General features: G+C 56.5%; 16 protein-coding genes. 4 read left to right on the top strand and 12 right to left on the bottom strand.

Annotated elements, in window-relative coordinates; all coding sequences use genetic code 11:
- Positions 1-42: 42 nt before the first annotated feature.
- The 5 genes from WKI41_RS01040 to WKI41_RS01020 all read right to left on the bottom strand — a co-directional run bounded on the left by WKI41_RS01040 (position 43) and on the right by WKI41_RS01020 (position 6,227).
- Positions 43-1,272: a glycosyltransferase family 4 protein gene (locus WKI41_RS01040; RefSeq protein ID WP_340191678.1), complete on the bottom strand. Its 1,230-nt coding sequence runs from the start codon at positions 1,270-1,272 to the stop codon at positions 43-45.
- A gap of 133 nt (positions 1,273-1,405) precedes the next feature.
- Positions 1,406-2,659, bottom strand: a complete 1,254-nt coding sequence (locus WKI41_RS01035) for a glycosyltransferase family 4 protein (protein ID WP_340191677.1) — start codon at positions 2,657-2,659, stop codon at positions 1,406-1,408.
- A 9-nt stretch (positions 2,660-2,668) separates the two neighbouring features.
- A complete protein-coding gene (locus WKI41_RS01030) occupies positions 2,669-3,439 on the bottom strand; it encodes a polysaccharide deacetylase family protein (RefSeq protein ID WP_340191676.1) in 771 nt (256 codons plus the stop codon).
- Entirely contained in the window at positions 3,439-4,689 is a 1,251-nt protein-coding gene (locus WKI41_RS01025) for an O-antigen ligase family protein (RefSeq protein WP_340191675.1), read from the bottom strand. Before WKI41_RS01025 ends, WKI41_RS01030 begins: the two co-directional genes overlap by 1 nt.
- 68 nt (positions 4,690-4,757) lie before the next feature.
- Positions 4,758-6,227 carry a GumC family protein gene (locus WKI41_RS01020; RefSeq protein ID WP_340191674.1) on the bottom strand — a complete coding sequence of 490 codons (1,470 nt, stop codon included), beginning with the start codon at positions 6,225-6,227 and terminating at the stop codon, positions 4,758-4,760.
- Positions 6,228-6,388: 161 nt separating this feature from the next.
- On the opposite strand from WKI41_RS01020, the gene WKI41_RS01015 reads away from it, so the two are divergent.
- Positions 6,389-7,636, top strand: coding sequence for a lipopolysaccharide biosynthesis protein (locus tag WKI41_RS01015; protein ID WP_425340977.1), 1,248 nt, complete (start codon positions 6,389-6,391; stop codon positions 7,634-7,636).
- Positions 7,633-8,721, top strand: a complete 1,089-nt coding sequence (locus WKI41_RS01010; RefSeq protein WP_340191672.1) for a hypothetical protein — start codon at positions 7,633-7,635, stop codon at positions 8,719-8,721. Before WKI41_RS01015 ends, WKI41_RS01010 begins: the two co-directional genes overlap by 4 nt.
- Positions 8,722-8,764: 43 nt before the next feature.
- Here WKI41_RS01010 and WKI41_RS01005 read toward each other — a convergent pair whose 3' ends face one another.
- The 6 genes from WKI41_RS01005 to WKI41_RS00980 form a co-directional block, all read right to left on the bottom strand.
- Positions 8,765-10,930 carry a glycoside hydrolase gene (locus WKI41_RS01005; RefSeq protein ID WP_340191671.1) on the bottom strand — a complete coding sequence of 722 codons (2,166 nt, stop codon included), beginning with the start codon at positions 10,928-10,930 and terminating at the stop codon, positions 8,765-8,767.
- Positions 10,930-11,931 carry a glycosyltransferase family 2 protein gene (locus WKI41_RS01000; RefSeq protein ID WP_340191670.1) on the bottom strand — a complete coding sequence of 334 codons (1,002 nt, stop codon included), beginning with the start codon at positions 11,929-11,931 and terminating at the stop codon, positions 10,930-10,932. The genes WKI41_RS01005 and WKI41_RS01000 overlap by 1 nt, the downstream gene beginning before the upstream one ends.
- A gap of 156 nt (positions 11,932-12,087) precedes the next feature.
- The gene (locus WKI41_RS00995; protein ID WP_340191669.1) at positions 12,088-12,369 is read right to left on the bottom strand and encodes a hypothetical protein; all 282 of its coding nucleotides are present in this window, start codon (positions 12,367-12,369) and stop codon (positions 12,088-12,090) included.
- A 166-nt stretch (positions 12,370-12,535) separates the two neighbouring features.
- Complete coding sequence (locus WKI41_RS00990) at positions 12,536-13,228, bottom strand: SDR family NAD(P)-dependent oxidoreductase (RefSeq protein WP_340191668.1); 693 nt, start codon at positions 13,226-13,228, stop codon at positions 12,536-12,538.
- An 11-nt stretch (positions 13,229-13,239) separates the two neighbouring features.
- A complete protein-coding gene (locus WKI41_RS00985; RefSeq protein WP_340191667.1) occupies positions 13,240-14,790 on the bottom strand; it encodes a cryptochrome/photolyase family protein in 1,551 nt (516 codons plus the stop codon).
- A gap of 84 nt (positions 14,791-14,874) precedes the next feature.
- Positions 14,875-15,105, bottom strand: a complete 231-nt coding sequence (locus WKI41_RS00980) for a DUF378 domain-containing protein (RefSeq protein ID WP_340191666.1) — start codon at positions 15,103-15,105, stop codon at positions 14,875-14,877.
- 320 nt (positions 15,106-15,425) lie between these two features.
- Here WKI41_RS00980 and WKI41_RS00975 point away from each other — a divergent pair, with 320 nt between their 5' ends.
- The gene (locus WKI41_RS00975) at positions 15,426-15,740 is read left to right on the top strand and encodes a BA14K family protein (protein WP_340191665.1); all 315 of its coding nucleotides are present in this window, start codon (positions 15,426-15,428) and stop codon (positions 15,738-15,740) included.
- Between the two features lie 66 nt (positions 15,741-15,806).
- Here the strand turns inward: WKI41_RS00975 and WKI41_RS00970 are convergent, their stop codons facing one another.
- Entirely contained in the window at positions 15,807-16,436 is a 630-nt protein-coding gene (locus WKI41_RS00970; RefSeq protein WP_340191664.1) for an outer membrane protein, read from the bottom strand.
- 314 nt (positions 16,437-16,750) lie between these two features.
- Between WKI41_RS00970 and WKI41_RS00965 the strand changes: the two genes are divergently transcribed.
- Positions 16,751-16,948 carry a hypothetical protein gene (locus WKI41_RS00965; RefSeq protein ID WP_340191663.1) on the top strand — a complete coding sequence of 66 codons (198 nt, stop codon included), beginning with the start codon at positions 16,751-16,753 and terminating at the stop codon, positions 16,946-16,948.
- Positions 16,949-16,984 lie beyond the last annotated feature (36 nt).

The following is a 16,984-nucleotide window of genomic DNA, read 5'->3' as shown; positions in this document are numbered from 1 at the left end:
GAGCATGTCGTAAAGCTGCGACATATGTCCGCAGGTATCGGTTTAGTTGCGCTTTAAGACCGACAGATAGAGCGAGGCCGTCTCTTCGCAGATGGTCCTCCAGTTGTAGCGAGACATGATCTTGCTGCCTGTCTTGCCCACCTCGACAGAGGATTGCGGCGCGCTAGCTGCCTCTGATAGCTTCGTCCGCATAGCGTCGGCAAGTGCCGGAATATCGCCCAAGGGGAAGTAGGATCCCGCATCCAGTTCAAGTGCCTTATTGGCTTGGATGTCGCTTGCCAGGATCGGCAGGCCGTAAGCCAGTGCCTCAAGAAGCGCGATCGGCATTCCTTCATGACTGGAAGGCAGAACGAATAGCCCAGCATTGGCGAAAAGCCCGCCAAGCCTTGCACCTGATTGCGATCCAGTCAGCACGATGTTCGGATTGGACTTCGCCCGCGCTCTCAATTTCTCGGCGTAGTCACTTCTTGCATCACCCCCGCCGACCAGAACGAGTTTGGTGTCGGGCATGTCGGCCCGGAGAAAGGCCTCGATCAGGTCCGTCTGGCGCTTCTCCACGACGAGGCGCGCCACCAGAAGAACGTATCTGCCCTTCGTCAGAGCAAACTCATCCAGGACACCATCGTCTGCGGCGTCGATGTCGACCTGAACACCATTGGGAATGAATTGGACGTTGCGGTTGAACTTCGCTTCCATGGCATCGGCAATATGTTTGGCAACGACAATACGGCCTTGGGCAAACCGCATGCCCGCCCATTCGCCAAGCCGTAGAACCTTCTTCTCCAGCGTGTTCCACTTCTCACGATCATAGTCGTAACCATGATGGGTAAATACAACTTTCATGCCCATCATGCGCGCCAAAGGCGCCACCAGCGACGGGCCGACCGCATGTATGTGAACGATGTCGGGCTTGAGCGATCTGGCCTTGAAGAGGGCAAGAAGCGTGTGGACGATGGCCTCCAGTCGCGTATTGCTCGGCGCCCATGTCGGATGAACGACAACGCCGCGCCAGACATAAGGCACCTCACCGGCGACGTAATTTTGGCGAGCATAGACGTGAACGTCCGCGCCTCGTTCAACCAATCCCGGAACGAGCTGTTCAACGTGGGTTTCGATACCGCCGGGTACACCTGGAACGCCGCGCAAGCCGATTATGCAGATGCGAACCCCATCAAGATTGGGGACGTGGACCTCGTCGACGTTCCCGCGCGCCCGAAGTGCCGCCGTCTGTTTCGACGCCGCATAGTCCACTACTCGCTTCCTCCCGGGCATCCTACCCACTCCTACGGTACAGTCATGTTACCAGCAATCGATGGACAGCTTTACGCTGTCTCGATAAGCCGTACCGTAGCGCCATTATATTGACGAAACCCTTCACATATATGGAACATTATAATGATCTAAATTACTCCGCTCCCTTGTTGAGTTGGCAAACCCCTAAATCCCGATAAAGGTCCAGCGTCCTTTTGAAAAAGGCCCCGCGAGAGAATTCTTGGTTAACCCAGGTACGGCCGCGCTCGCCCATGTCCTTGCGTTCGGCCACAGAGAATTGGCTCATTACGTTTAGTGCCCTTGCAAGATCATCGGGGTCGCGCGGTGCAGCGATAAGCCCCGTCTGACCAGGCTTGATCAGTTCGGGAATGCCACCGATTTCCGTTCCAATTACCGGGCGCTGAAGAGCATAGGCCTCCAGAATACTGACCGGCGCATTCTCGTACCATTCGGAGGGAAGAACGAGCGCCTTGGCACCAGCCAACGTTTCGTGAAGTGCCTGGCCGCTAAGATAGCCGAGGAACTCGACATCGGCATTTTCGCTCTGCGCCAGTGCCCGAAGTGCTGCTTCTTCCGGTCCTGTGCCGGCGATACGCAAACGTTGCCCCGATCTGGCAGCAGCACGGATAAGTGTATCTACGCCCTTTTCCGGCGCAAGGCGCCCGGCAAACAGAAAGTAGTCTCCCTCCTCCACGGCAAAGCGCTGTTCGCTGATCGCATGATCGACGAAGTTCGGGATGTAGACCAGCTTGTCCTCCGGCCATCCCCACTCGATCAGCTTTTGCTTATAGAACCTGCTTGGAACGACGAGCTTGTCGATATGATCGCGGTAAAGTCGAAGCATGCGATGCACGGCGGTTTCAACCATGACGAGACCGCTAAGAGCGATCGACCCCTTCATGCAGCGATGAAGGAGGACATTGTAGATACGCCCACCTTTGCATCTTTCGCACACACCATCTGGCGCCAGCATCTTGTAGGAGGGACAGGCAAGCTTCAGGTCATGAACGGTCATCACCGTAGGTATTCCGCGTTTCTTCAGCAGCGGAAAGATCGCCGGCGAAATGTGGTGATAGACGTTGTGGGCATGCGCAACGTCGGGACGCACGCGGTCGATCAGCGCATCGAGGCTCTGCCTCGCCTTGCGAGAATAGATGATCTCCAGCCCGTGACCGATTTTGGTCATCAGGCCGCCCTGCCGACCGAACTCGATTTCAGGAACGAAGTAGGACGACCATTGCGAGGGCAGATTGTCCGGGTACTGCATGGAAAACGGAACGGCGTTCCAGCCGGAGCGGGCAAACATCTCCATATGGTCGAGGAAGATCGACTCTGCACCACCACGGCGATAGTGGTAGTTATTGATCGCCAGAAGCGTTCCGCTCATCGCTTTATCTCAACTCTCCAAATGCTGTAACGCATCGCGAACAGGTAAAACGAGGCAACCGCTCGACACGGCGTAGCGCACTAAGGTCGAAAAGGTTGAAGGGGTGCATCCAAACGGCGTTGGCGTGTTGCTGACATCGTGGGTGAAGAACACCAGCCAACCCGGCTCTTTCACCACCTCGTCGATCTTTCGAACCAAGGCGAGAGCATCCTGTTCCGGTTGCCGGATCTCCATTCCCCACAGGAAGCCGCGGTTGACCTTGCCTCGGTTGATGCGATCTCCACCACCGCGCGCAGTTTGATAGCGATCGGCAAAGAGTTGCCGATGGCGCAACGATCCCTGATTATAGGGATAAGCAAAATTTCGTTTTGCAACCGGCGGCTCAAAGCTGTCGAGGAGCGCACCGTTGCGGCACAGATTGTCACGCAATGTCTGCCTCGGCAACGTGTGAACGATTTCGTGTCCGAAGGTGTGGCAGCCCAGCTCATGGCCCGCAGCGGCAAGCTGACGGCAGCCTTCTTCCGATATAATATTGCGGTCCGGCTCCACACGGTTGAGGAGCCCGCCAGCGATGTAAAAAGTTCCGCGGACGCCGTTCTCTTCGAGAATCTTCGCGCCTGCGCTCAACGCGGTGCAGGGCACATCATCAAAAGTGAAGGATACGATCGGGCGGCGGCAGGCGACGTTGAGTGTCGCGGCTGGTAAAGCGCGCACAGCCCGTTCAGCAACCCGTTCTCTGAAGTAATCAATCTTGCCGCTAAGTTTTGATAAAAAAGCCATCACCAGTTCCCGGTCGCAATCGGTTCTTTTACAAGGCTCATCCTGGATTGCAGGTCCAAGCCAAAGATGGAAATAAGAAAGGCGAAGAACACCGCGCTCCCGTTTTGAAAGAAAATCGCCTCGAGACAGGCGGAGTAGAGCACACAAAGCCAGGTGCGCTGAAACAGGCGTGTCAATGCAGGATCATTGGATGGCGTCCGGTCAAGCCGAGCGATCGCGCGCATCGGCACAAGGATGACAAGAGCAAGTGCCAGCAATAGTCCAGGGACGCCGGTCGTCAGCAGTGTATCCACATAGGCATTATGACCGTTGAACGCACGCACGGCCCAGGTTTCCAAGGCGGCCGGGCTGTGCATCATCTCTGGTGTCTGCCAAAAGCCTTGAAATCCATAGCCGAGGATCGGCGAGTTGGCGATCCCTTCAAAGGCGACCTTCCATATGTCGGAGCGGTTCGTGAATGTGGGATCGATACCAAGCGATACGATCAGGCTGCGGAAATCTGTCGACAGGGTTGCGCCTAGTACCAGCGTGTTGAAAACGATGATTCCGCCCACCGCAATCAGCCACCTGGTCCAGCGAAATTTCTCGAATATCCATTGAAGGACGAGGATCATCGGCAACATGGCAGTCGATGATTTTCCCCCTGTATGAATGAGGAAGAAAACGGAAAGTAGCGTGATGGCGATTCCGCTTTTCTTCCACCCCGCGCTGCGAAAGTAGAGCCCGCAAAATGTCAATTGGAGCATCACGGCAGCGGCGAGGTTCTTGTGTGCGTAATGGCCGCGCCAGTAACCGGCATTCATAGGCTCAAGCACTTCAGCGGCCTGGTGGATCGACAACCGGGGTAACACAAGCACACCGAAATACGCTACTCCAAGCGTGATGGCCGTTCCGTAGAGGAGCAAACGCGTGAACTGCTCCTCCGAGCGTGGAAGAAGCAAAAACATGCCGGCGTTAAAGAACGTCATCGTCGCAAGGATCGTTCGCTTGATCCCCTCGACGGGATAGTTCGATAGGGCGGACGAGATGAAAAACCACGATATAAGCGCGATGATCAGAAGTCTTGGCTGACAAATCTGCGCCCGCAGAGGATGGGTCAAGGCCACATAGATGGTCAGCGACGTGATCAGCAGGAACGTGATCTGATTGACGACATTCGAACCGGTCGATCCATCTAAACCTGCGGCCTGCAATTGGACGAGGTCGATGAACGGGTTCGTCGTGATCCAGAAGAACAGGAAGATCGCCATGAAGATCGCGATCCTGATCCTTTCATGGTGCGCGTTCACCTGCCCTGCTGAGATCGTCATCGACTGCATCACACGATCCGATCGAATCGCCAGTCGTTACGCCGCAACTCAAGCAACGTGCGGCCCGCGATCACCAAGAATGCGCCGAGCAGAAGCCCAGCAATCAGACCGCCGATCGCAAGCAGGGATGTTGGAGGGGGGAAGCTGCGCTTCTCGGGCGGCACCGGCTCGGTCACGACGCGGAGATTGGAGACGTTGAGTTGCTCCTGCTCGCCTGTTTCGCCCGCGCGCTTCAGGAACGTGTCGTAGAGCGCGGCCTTCGCTTCGGCGTTACGCTGCAAATCCTGCAATTCGACCTGTGCAGCATCGTCATTCGAGACGCGCCCTTGAGCCGTATTGATCTGGGTTCGGAGGGCATCCACCGCACTTTGCGCCTGATCCATCTCGATCTTGACGCTTTGGACAACGCGTCCCGTCTCACGCGCGATCTCGGTTCTGAGCGTTGCCAACTGAGCTCGCGAGGCCGCAAGCTTGGGATAGCGCTCGCCATAGGTCAGCGCCAACTCGTCATATTGCTGTTTAAGGACGGAATATTGGGAGCGCAGCGTATCGAGAAGTGGAGAGGACAGCGAACTTGCACCGGCGACACCGTTTGCCGATGTTTGGTTCAGCTTTTTGTAACGCTCTCTAACCTCTTGAAGCCTGGAGTTGGCATCGTTCAACCGCGTGTTCAACTGCGAAAGACTTTGAACGTTGACGGAACCAGCACTACCAAGATCCTGAAGATTGTTTTTCTGCCGGAACTCCACGACGGCATTGGCTGCCTGCGTCGCAGCATCCCTCAACTCTTCGAGACGCGTTGCGAGCGCCGTGCTTGCACTCTTGGCAAAATCGCTGCGCGCTGCCTCAAGTTCCTGTCTGAACGATTCCGCAAGCGTCGCGAGAATTTTCACCGACCGCTGAGGATCGCGGGTCCAGAGGCTTATATTGATCAGATAGGTCCCACCTTCACGGCCGACCTTGATGCGCTTGTCGAGGATCCTCATCGCCGTCAACGTTTGATCGCCCGGTGGCTCTGGTTTCGAGAGGCCGAGCGCCTGCATCAGATTGAAACCGGCTTCGAGCGACGGATTGAACTCTGGAAGCTGCTGCAACTGCTCACGCTCGACGGTTCGTCTCAGAACATTGCCGGACTTGAGCAGCAGAATTTTGCTGGAGATGTCGAGGATTTGAGCTTCGCTCTGAATGGCGGGAACCGTCAACTCGTTGGGAAGGACCTGGCCTGACGGCGGCGGCAGCAGGATATCCATCGAGGCCGTGTAGCGCGGTTTGGTCAGCACACCAAAGGCGATTCCGGCCGCGGCACCGATGATACCGAAAAGCAAAATGACGAAGAGCCCGCGGCGCAACCAAAGAAAGACGTTGCTGGGAGTGATGATCGGACCTGAAGACGCAGCCCGTCGCGGTTCGACGTTTGGGCGCAGCGAAGGTTCCGGCGTTGGGCGCTCGGCGCGCTTCTGCGTTGGATACTCGTACATGCGCGACCCGGCCTCTGTGTCAATCGAAACGAAACATTTTCAGCTTATAGCTCCCATAAACCACACAGACCGCTGAGAAATGGTTTACGCCCCTCCTCTTTCTCGGCACGGAATGAAACATGGCAAGAAACGCACCAGGAAATACATCCAGATTGCTTGGAATGCTCTTGTCCTATAGCGCATCCTCGGTCAGTCTTCTGATTGCTAACGCTGCGCAGCTGATCACATTTGCGATACTGGCCAGAACGTTCGGCGCTGACGAATTCGGTCGCTACGTCTCTCTGATTGCGGTGACCAATATTGCCGTGCATCTGTGCGGCATGGGCGCGTCGGAATCGCTGGTGCGCCGCGTTCCACAAGATCCATCCTGCTTCCCACGCATCTTCGGCCACAGCATTGTCTTGAGCGGCATTAGCGGAGCGGTGCTGATTTTGCTCGGGATGATCGTGCTGCCGCACTTCATGCGTTTTGGAGAAGGCTCGGGCGAGAACCTCTGGATCACCTTTCAGCTGCTTTTGACCAACATCGTTCTGGTCCGCCTGATCATGTTGGGCGAAACAATCTTTCTGGCGCACCGCCGAAACGGCGCCGCCAACGCCTCCATTATGGGCTTCGCGCTCATTCGCACGCTCACGGCAGCGCTTGCCTGCCTCGCCTTCAAGGTCGATACGGTCGAGAGCTGGGCAACCTGGCAAATGATTTCATTCCTGCTGACGCTTGCGCTTTACGGCACACTCGCCTTTCGCATCGCGCGCCCGGACTACCGGCTTGACCGTCCCGAAATCCGGCTCGGGATCCTGTTCGCCACGCCCTTCATTTTTCGTGCGTTTCGTCAAAACGTCGATCTTCTCATTCTCGGCCTGGTGGCAAACCCCGAAATGGTGGGCAGTTACGGCGTCGCCAGACGCATCACCGATAGCAGCTATATGGCAGTCGATGCGCTTAACCGGCTCATCTATCCTCACCTTGCCGTTGCCAGCGTCAACGGCATCCACCACGCCTTCAAACTCACGATGCGGATTCTCGCCATCGCGATCGGCCTCGGATTGGCGGCAGCTCTCTTCATATTTTTCTCCGCCTCCTTCATGCCGCTGATTTTCGGAACGGAATATGTCTCCCTGCCGACCTTTGTACGGATCCTCGCCCCGCTGATCCTCTTGATTGCGATCTGGTCGGTTGCGGTCGATCTTTTGGGAGCGGCCGGTGAACATGGAGCCCGCGCGTGGGTGTTGAACCTCGCAAACGGCATCGGCGCGCTCGTGATCGGCGTCGCAGCATGGGTCTGGCCGCCCTACGGAATTTTCATCTCAGCATATATTATCGAATTTAGCATCGTGATCGCTTCATGGCTCGTGGTTAGGGCGTATGTCGCCCGCTCCATCGCTGCAAGCAAGGACGTTAGAACATGACAACAAAGACGACTTCAAAGCTTCGCCCCGCAGAACTTACCGATGTTCCGCAAATGAGCGCACTCTTCAGTTCGGTGTTCCGGTCGCGCTCGAAGCCGAAGACAAAGGCGCTGGAAGCCCACTTGTCTCAGCTGTTGTTTACCCATCCTAATTACACGCCTGAGAACGGAAGCCTCGTCTCCGTCGATGAAAATGGGGTTTTGAAAACCCTCCTGAACATCATCCCGCTCACCTATCGCGTCGGTGAGGAGATCGTCATTGCCAGGCTTACCTGCGGCTTTGCGACCACGCCCGATGCCAATCCTCGAGCGGCGGCGGCAGTGTTTTTGAGCACACGGCCCAAGGACGGCAACATTCTTTTTACAGACAGCGGCGCACAAATCGGGATCGCCCACTTCAAGGCCATTGGCGGCATCGAGCTCCAGGTACAAGCTCTGCGCTGGTACAAGATGTTCAAACCACTCCCGGCTGCTATCAGCTTTCTGCGGATGAAACTGTTCGACCGTTTCCCAAGTCTCATCAGCCGCGGACAGCTTCCCAATAACGATCTTGCGAAAAACGTGACGACTGCAGAGGGGTACAGTGTTTCGGAAGCCACCCCTCATGTCTTTGCTGAATACGCGAACCGTTATCTTGCCGATTATGTCGTCGCCCCGGTTTTGGACGAAGGCTATGTCGCCTGGGCTGTCAACGCGTCAGCGGGAGATGACGGACGTGGCAGGCTGATGCTGGCACAGGTTCAGGACAAGAACGGGGACGTCGTCGGCGTATTCTCATTCGTCGGTCAAATGGGCGGCTCGGCGCATATTCTCGATCTTCTTTATGCCGACAAGGCTCAGGATGCGGTCGTCGATGCCGCTTTGCTGGCCTTGCAGCGATCCGGCTTCACCTATGCATGCTCTCAGGCCAGACCCGAGATGATCCGTTCGCTTTCCCGCTACAGCCGCATCTGGTATCGCTATTTTACCGGCGTGTCGGCAACCTCGCGCTCTCCCATTTTCAAGGAGGCGATGGCCACTGGAAAAGCCTATTTCGGTGGCCTGGGCGGCGAAGGCTGGACCCGTTTGCCCCGCGACTTCTACTAAAAGCCGCCAATAGAGCGAGGCGCTCGACGGGTTTCAAACCGAATTAGTCAGCGCGCTCGACCAGAAAGTAGGTCGTCGGACCACCCGGCGTGTCGTTGGACAGGCGCACGATGACGCCGCTCTTGGCAGTCGCGACAGGCGCACGCACACGGCCATCCAGACCGACCGGAGAAATTTTGAAGGTGCCAGAAACCTCGAAACGGATGCCAACCTCCATGCGCCTGATGAGGACCGGCAGGTAACCGAAATCTTCGATGACGTGCTGATCCGCGTCGCGAAAGCGCATTCCGGAATTGCGGGCATCGGACGCCAGGATCAGGAGCTGCCGCTTGCTCTCTTTCAGAGGTAGTCCATCCAGCGACGAGAGCGACAGCAATCCTCTTCCATCCGACTGCTTCACGCTGAAAGCGCCAAGCTCGACGCCGTCTCCAACCTTGTCGAACGCGAGCGCCTGCGTCATCGGCGTTCTGAGCGCCAGCGCCTTGGCACCCGCATCCAGTTGCAGTTCACCGGTCTGGCTAACGACCTTGCCACTATCGAGATCGGAAAGAGCCGAAGGATCGATGCGGCCGGCGTCCTTGAGCTTGGAGACGACTGCTGCCGGCGTTTCACCCTCACGCTCAGGCGCAACGGCGACGGTACCCGGCTTTGCGTCATTCACGGATTGAAGGCCAATAGCGCCGATCAGGCCAAGACGCGTCAGAAGCTCTGGCTCCATGTCGTTGACGCCTTGCGGTAAACCCTTTTGGCCATCGACTAGAAACGGGATACCGAGCGGGGAAGTCTTCGCATCACCCCGACGAAAGACGAGGGCCGATAGGGTTTCGCCTGCACGCGCGACGGGATCAAGCGCGATGGTGTAGGGCAGAATCTGCTTCTTGAATTTAAAATCCTCACCATAGGCGAGAACGATTGGGCCGTGGGCGTGGCGGCACAAGACATCCCACCCTTGCAAGGCAGCAAATGCGGGTGCTGCCAGCCCTGCCTCATATCGATAAGGGTTCCAGAAGAGATGGTCATATTCCGTGATGACAAATGGGCGACCCAGGAAGCGGGCAGCCCCCACGGTTCTGAGATAGCGAAGGCCGTCTTCCAGAGAACTCTTTCCCTCAATACTGGTGCCCGGTTCATAGGAGCCGACCCAATCATGATAGGTGTTCATCGCCACGGCATCCTGAATGCTGCGGCTGGCACCGGTCTGAATCGTTGGCCAGTTATTGTATGGCAAGATGACACCGCGGAAGCCGAGATCGCGAAGCGCTTTGGTCATGCGCCGTGTAGCGTTCTGCTCTACGTCGATGAAAAAAGATTGCAGGTCGCGCATCCGTTCGCTGCGCTCATTTCGGTTCGTCGGTAGCGCAACCGAGCGATCCTCAAGGCTGCCTTCCTTCGTCCACCAGCCCCACTTCTGCTTTAGGGCGTCATCACTGCCGTATTTCTTCAGCAGCCAGTCGTTGAAGAGCGGTTGAAGCTGCTTTTGAAAGACGCTGCCCCGCACACCCTCTTGCACCAGGGAATCGAATTCCAAACCATTCTCGTTGAAAGGCACAATTCCGACCAGCGCGGGATCGCGGATAGGCGCGATCCCAGTGTAAGGATTGACCTTACCGAGAAAAGCCTGCTGGAATTTAAGCCAGTGTTCAAAGCCTGCATCCGTGATCTGCGCATCGACCTTGAGGTCGCCGTTGAGGTCCCACCGATCTTCATAACCGCCATAAGCCCCGCGCGTGGAACTCAGACCGTCCATGATCCAGTAAATGCCGTTTCGCTTGAGCGCTGCCATGAAATAATGGACACGATCCAGCACCTGCGGATCGAAGTCGAAATCCTTGGTGCGGTCCGCCATCAACGCGGCGTCGACATAATGGAAACGGGCTATGTTGTAGCCGTGCCTCTTGAGCTGCAAAGCGTAGCGGTCGGCGGCATCGTGATCGGGAAAGCCGCCTGATGCCGGACTGAGTGCAAGAGATGCGCACAGGAAGCGCTGCGGATTGTCGGCATTATTCGCTATTGCAAGCTTACCGGCCGGGTTGATGATGACCCGCGTAGTCTCGTCGATCTTCGTTTCGGGAAGAATGCTCGAAAAATCAAGCGGGCTATCCGCCTGGACTTCCAATGACTTTTCTCGAACTGCCAACCATTCTTCGGCATGGGCTGGCCGGATCAATGCACACGAAACGACCGGTATCCAAAGAAGGGATGTTTTCATCAGGACTTCAACAATTTGCTTTCAATCCAACCACAGGGATCCTTCCGCCGCGACACGATACCGAACGGAAGTGCTGCCGCATGAAAGCACCAGGCCACGATGGCGTAAAGGCCGAGCTCCAGACTTTTTTTCTTGATCGACATTGCCGCGACCGGCGCCACCAGTAATACGACGAAAGCAATCAGGCCGACGGGATGGAAGAAGCTGCCGATGAGGCAGGCAAGCAGAACGGCCCACCAGGCATAGACACCAAGCCAGAGCTTGATCTCCGGGTTCTCTTCGACGACCTGCTTAAACCGTCCCTCCTGCCAACCCGCGCGTAAGAGCTCCCCGGTGCCGAGCAGATATTTCGATGACCAGCGGCGCGTCAGCAAGACATAGGAATTTATGTTATGGCCGAAGTGATCGACATAGCGCCGGTCCAGCCGATAGAGCGTCCAGCCCCGCAGACGAAGCCGTTGGGCAAGATCGAACTCTTCGAAAGCGTGGAGATTGCGGTCGGAAAAATATCCCGCCTCCTCGATAGCCGCGCGACGATAGACACCCCCGCCGTTCAGCCGATCGCGCACGCCGTGCTTGACCTCGGATGCAATCCTCTGCACCCGGCGTGTAAACTCGAGATTATCGAGATTGACCTCGTTTATATCTCCGCTGACACCTGCAACACGCGGATGCTTGTCCAGATAATCAAAAGCTTCAGGCAAAAACGTCGGATCGAGCAGCATGTCGCCGTCCATCAGGGCAATGAACTCACCCTTACTATATTGAAACCCGAGCTGGGGCCCGACACCACAACTGGCTTTGGCCGGCGCCTGGATCTGCGCAATCACGACAGGGTACCGCGAGGCGATCTCGATTGTCCGGTCGCGCGAACCACTGTCTGCAACAATGATTTCGCTTTCCATGTCAGGCACCGCCTTCAGCGCGGCGATGACACTTTCAATAGCCGCACCAATCCGATGTTCTTCGTTCAGAGTCTTCAGAATGACCGATAATTTCACAGCCGCATCCGTTACATGTCAGTCGAGTTGAGGAAGAATACAGATTTAGACGCGAAGCTGTATGCGGATTTCCTTATATGCTTAACGCGACAGAAGAGGTCTATGCGGTTGTGAAGAAACTCGCAACTATTGGATCTCCGGCGATGCGAAAACCAATCAATGAAGCACCCGACTTCCCGACGCTTTATCCATATAGAGCTGCAAAAGCGTCATCGCCTGCCTCAAAATCAGCTCAAGCGGTCTGAAGTCATCCGAGGACCTCTCGCCGCTTTCACCCTCGATCATCGCAGCCATGGCGCGGAAGTTCTCTGCAAGCCGCACATCGCCCTCCTCCGCGGCATGCTCTGCCGCATCGAAGAGCGCTTCACTGACAGTGTTCATCATGGCGTGTCGTTCACCGACATTCATTTCCGGTAAGCTCTTCGGTGCTGATTGCATGGATACCTCTCCGCGCGCGCCTGCGATTCGACACCCACTCTCGCAGATGCTTCAGCAATACGCTTTGTTTGATCGGAATTATTGAGACAGAGATAGGGTTGCGGGACTGGCGAGGCAAGTCATGACAGCGATGTCGTCCGCGCATGGCGATCGACTGTTCGGCGGTTCACCAGTCGATGCGCGATCCATCATAGGCGAAGAACGCGCCGCTGTCTTGCGTCTGGAGCCCGTCCAAAACCGCGAGCATCTTGCTGGCGCTGTCTTCAGGGCGAAAACGCTCTCGACCGCTGGAATAGTCATCGGTCAGAGCCGTCGCGACTGTTCCCGGATGCAGCGCGGCCAGAACCGATAGCGGGTGGGTGCGGCCAAGTTCGATGGAAGCCGTACGAATAATCTGGTTCAGCGCCGCCTTGGACGCGCGATAGGAGATCCAGCCGCCCAGGTGATTATCGCTAATCGAGCCCACGCGTGCGGACAGAAACGCCATGAGGCCGCGCTCGCGTTTGGGCAATCGTCCACCGAAATGCTTCAGCACCAGCGCAGGACCGAGGGCGTTCAGGGCAAACTGCCTCATCATCGCGTCAGGAGAAAGCTGCTTCAGCGCCTTCTCGGGGCCAATACCGTCGATCGTGAGCGCGCCGGTGGCGCAGAAGATCAGCTGGAACTCTCCGTCGAGTTGCCTCACAGCGTCCTCAACGCTCGCCTCATCCGTGATATCCAACCCATCGGTCGAGCGCGAAAGACCAATGACTTGTGAACAATTGTCGTCAGCTTCGAGCGCTCTGACGATGGCCGAACCGATCCCGCCGCTCGAGCCGATGACCAACGCCCGATATCCCTTGGCAAGTGACGTCATCATCGCGTGAACCCCTATACCGGCTCGGCATCATCGAGTTTTTTGAGAAATGTGCGCGCGGCAGCCTTATATGCCTCACGTTGCACGTCCTTCATCCGCCCCCAAGTGGCATAAGGTTGTGCCAAACGCTGGTTGCCGTCGAGCTTCTTTTTGTTCCGATCGAGAAAATCCCAATAGAGCGAATTGAAGGGACAGGCTCCCTCTTCGGTCTTCTTGCGCACGTCATACTGGCAGGTCTCGCAATAGTCCGACATCCGGGAAATATAGGCCCCACTCGCGGCATAGGGCTTGGAGCCAAGCAGGCCGCCATCGGCGAATTGGCTCATGCCGATCACGTTCGGCATCTCCACCCATTCGAAGGCGTCCGCATAGACTTCCAGATACCACTCATGCACCGCGTAGGGATCGAGGCCCGCCAAGAGCGCAAAGTTTCCGGTGATCATCAGCCGCTGGATGTGATGGGCGTAGGCGTGGTCGATCGTTTCGCCGATCACCGTCGAGAGACAGTTCATCTCCGTCTTACCATCCCAGAAAAAGGAGGGAAGCGGTCTCGAGGCCTTGAAGAAGTTGCGTTCCGCGTAGTCCGGCATGAAGTTCCAATAGATGCCGCGCATGTATTCCCGCCAGCCGATGATCTGGCGAATGAAGCCCTCGACTGCGTTGATCGGCGCATCACCTTCAAGATAGGCGCGCTCGGCTCTGCGACAAATGTCGAGCGGATCGAGTAGACCAAGATTGATGTAGAAAGAGAGCAGCGAGTGGTTGAGAAAGGGATCGCTTGAGAGCATGGCATCCTGCGTTTCACCGAAGTTGGGCAGGAAGTGTTCTATAAAGGCATCTGCAGCTTGCTCGGCATCATTTTTAATGACCGCAAACGCAAATCCCTTTGCCTCTCCCATATGATCGGCAAAACGCTCGTCGATCATTTTCATCACTTCACGCGTCGTTTTGTCGGGCGAAAACTGCGGATGAGAAGCACGGAAGAGATCAGGTTTCGCCGGCTTGCGGTTTTCAGCATCGAAGTTCCAGCGCCCGCCCACCGGCTTGTCACCTTCCATAAGCAGAGCGGTCTTTCTGCGCATATCGCGATAAAAGAACTCCATCCTGAGCTCACGCCGTCCCTCGGCCCAGCTGGCGAACTCCTTCTTCGAACAGAGAAAGCGGCTATCCAGACGTATGTCCACTGGGATGTTCAGAGACTGCTCCCAACTTAACATCGCTTGCAACACGCGAAATTCACCAGGCTCGGTGACGATCACCCTCTCCGGCTGAAGCTCTTTGACGGCGCGCCTTAGCTCGTCGGTGAAGCTACCGGTGTTGGCCTTATCATCCAGTTCGGTGTAGCGCACATCGAACCCTTCGCTGCGAAGGTCCTCGGCAAAGTGACGCATGGCGGAAAGGATCAGAATTATCTTCTTGCGATGATGACGCACATAGGTGGTCTCCTCCTGCACTTCACACATGAGGACCATGTCCTGGGCAGGATCGGCACCCTCCAGACTAGACATAGAGTGGGACAATTGATCACCGAGGATGAAGATGAGATTGCGGCAGCGCTGTTTCATCGCCGCAGAACGTCGAGATGCCGCCTCCCGTTCCAGACGGAAGACGGCATCACCTTGTTTTAATATCAGTCTGATCGCGGGCTTTTAGCGGCGAGCAGCCTCGGCCGTCGTCTCACCTACCGACATGGCGCGCGAAAAAGGAATGAGCTGATAAAGAGCGGAGAGACCAACGAGGATGTAGACAATCCGGGCAAGTGCTGCATCCTGGCCACCGAAGATCGCGGCCACGAGGTCGAACTGAGCGATGCCGACAAGCAGCCAGTTGACGCCGCCGATGATGATGAGAAGAAGAGTGATGAGATTTAGTGCGCGCATGAGGAACTCCTGTTTGATCGCCTGATGGGACGCGCCTAACCAGTCGTTTTCACTGATGTTCCCAGATATTGAACACGTCGACGTGATACCGTCTCGGTCGATGTGACGCCCACTGCGATGTCGCCACGGGGCGCCTCTGGAATTCTGAGGTTCTTGCGAGGACGTTATGACTGAGCTGAATTTCGAAGCTCGAATCAAGGTGACCTATGCTCGAGCTGGCCACCATCACCGGCACGTTACTTCTAAGACTTCGTTAACGGGGGAACCAAAAACAACATTGCTACGTTGCTTTTCCACGATACGGAAAAGGAACTTCCAAAATGTCAAGATCAGGAAACGCAAAATCCGTAGTTTTTTTAACTGCAGCCTTCCTGTGCGCAGCGAGCAGCCCGTCGCTCGCTTTGAGCGTCATCAACCCGGCCTATGTGAGCGACACTTCTGCTGAGGAAGGCACAAACGCCTCGGTCTCGGCCTTCAGCAACGGAGGCGCGACTAGGGGCACTGCCGATCTTCTTCTTTCGGCAGATGAAGTCCAGCACATTCGCTACTGCGCGACGCGCTACCCGTCGTACCACGCCTCGGATAACACCTTCGCCGACGCCTCTGGCGCACGCGTAGAGTGCCGGTCCAAGTAAGGCGAGCAATCTTTCGCCCGCCTTGTCGCTAAAGTCGTCGGCAATCCTCAAGGACGGCCGCAGACACTAGAAGTGGTAGTTCAACCCACCCTTAACGACGTTGTCGCTGATGTCTGTACGCGATGTGGTGTTACCTGAGAATGTCCGGACGTCGTTGGTCGCAACGTAATTATATTCGACCTTGCCGGAAATCTGTTGGTTGAACTTGTGTTCAATACCAGCACCGAGCAGATAGCCTTCCTTCATGCCATCAGGGCCGACGACATTATCGCCGTCGCGAAGGCTCGTCACCGTCAGACCGGCCGTACCGTAGATCAGCGTGTCGTCCATTTTCACGCCAGCCTTGGCCTTTGCGGCGACGCGCCAGCGCTCGCGCAGATTTCCGTTTGGAACGGAAACGCGCGTGTCGCCGAGATGTGTCGCTTCCAGTTCACCACCGACCACTGCGCCGCCGAGGTCGTAGTTGTAGCCGCCCTGGACGCCGAGCGCCAAGCCTTTACCGTCGCGGAACGGGTTTGCGCTTGGCATGGCAGCGCCAATGTGGCCACCCGCATAAGCGCCGGTCCAGGACGAGCTTGCAGGCTCGTTATAGGCTGGAGGTGCCTCATAGGATGAGGTTAGGTCTGCAGCAACGACCGGGCTTGCAGCCATAAGTGCCGCCACGGCAACAGCGTAAGATCTGAATTTATTGGACATCATCAACTCCATACCAAAGTCCACGCGCTCCCTAGCTGGGAGACATCATTCCGAGAACAACCGACGACAGCGCCTGTCTGATTGCTGTTATGGTCAACATAATCGCGAAGGTATGGCGGAAAAAGAAACTTGGTTAGAATTTAGCTAAAACTTTAACCGCATGGATAACAAGACGTTAACGGAAAATCGAGATCCCTGAGTGGATGTAGAAGCAGTTTCGCCGGTGCCTCTACGAGCTTGGTCCGCAGCAAGATGGGAACCAATAAGCGAGGCTTCTGTTTACATATTGAACGACGAAACGAAGGAGGCCTACCATGCCAAACCGTGATCTACTGGACGAGTCCACGATCGACAGCCCGCGTGGTCCAACATCGACACCGGGAATTCCGGACCGAGTTCAGGAAAAGCCGCCCGTTCCCCCTGTCAAGGATCCTGGAGATACGAAGAACCCGAACGATCCGACCCTCAATCCGGCACTTCTGCCGATCGGCGATCCAGCGGGCGCAGCTTGAAAACTGCGTCAAGACAATAACAAACCGCCGCGCTAG

Source organism: Agrobacterium larrymoorei, from assembly GCF_037722385.1.
In the GTDB taxonomy this organism is placed as follows: Bacteria; Pseudomonadota; Alphaproteobacteria; order Rhizobiales; family Rhizobiaceae; genus Agrobacterium; species Agrobacterium larrymoorei_C.
This window is presented reverse-complemented; position numbering and strand designations above follow the sequence as displayed.

Excerpts from the sequence above, each read along its gene's own strand:
- WKI41_RS00990 (WP_340191668.1), bottom strand. The coding sequence starts at position 13,228 with ATGATGACGTCACTTGCCAAGGGATATCGGGCGTTGGTCATCGGCTCG.
- WKI41_RS01015 (WP_425340977.1), top strand. The coding sequence starts at position 6,389 with ATGCTCTTGTCCTATAGCGCATCCTCGGTCAGTCTTCTGATTGCTAAC.
- WKI41_RS01010 (WP_340191672.1), top strand. The coding sequence starts at position 7,633 with ATGACAACAAAGACGACTTCAAAGCTTCGCCCCGCAGAACTTACCGAT.
- WKI41_RS00965 (WP_340191663.1), top strand. The coding sequence starts at position 16,751 with ATGCCAAACCGTGATCTACTGGACGAGTCCACGATCGACAGCCCGCGT.
- WKI41_RS00995 (WP_340191669.1), bottom strand. The coding sequence starts at position 12,369 with ATGCAATCAGCACCGAAGAGCTTACCGGAAATGAATGTCGGTGAACGA.
- WKI41_RS01025 (WP_340191675.1), bottom strand. The coding sequence starts at position 4,689 with ATGGCGATCTTCCTGTTCTTCTGGATCACGACGAACCCGTTCATCGAC.
- WKI41_RS00985 (WP_340191667.1), bottom strand. The coding sequence starts at position 14,790 with ATGAAACAGCGCTGCCGCAATCTCATCTTCATCCTCGGTGATCAATTG.
- WKI41_RS00975 (WP_340191665.1), top strand. The coding sequence starts at position 15,426 with ATGTCAAGATCAGGAAACGCAAAATCCGTAGTTTTTTTAACTGCAGCC.
- WKI41_RS01030 (WP_340191676.1), bottom strand. The coding sequence starts at position 3,439 with ATGGCTTTTTTATCAAAACTTAGCGGCAAGATTGATTACTTCAGAGAA.
- WKI41_RS00980 (WP_340191666.1), bottom strand. The coding sequence starts at position 15,105 with ATGCGCGCACTAAATCTCATCACTCTTCTTCTCATCATCATCGGCGGC.
- WKI41_RS01005 (WP_340191671.1), bottom strand. The coding sequence starts at position 10,930 with ATGAAAACATCCCTTCTTTGGATACCGGTCGTTTCGTGTGCATTGATC.
- WKI41_RS01040 (WP_340191678.1), bottom strand. The coding sequence starts at position 1,272 with ATGCCCGGGAGGAAGCGAGTAGTGGACTATGCGGCGTCGAAACAGACG.
- WKI41_RS00970 (WP_340191664.1), bottom strand. The coding sequence starts at position 16,436 with ATGTCCAATAAATTCAGATCTTACGCTGTTGCCGTGGCGGCACTTATG.
- WKI41_RS01035 (WP_340191677.1), bottom strand. The coding sequence starts at position 2,659 with ATGAGCGGAACGCTTCTGGCGATCAATAACTACCACTATCGCCGTGGT.
- WKI41_RS01020 (WP_340191674.1), bottom strand. The coding sequence starts at position 6,227 with ATGTACGAGTATCCAACGCAGAAGCGCGCCGAGCGCCCAACGCCGGAA.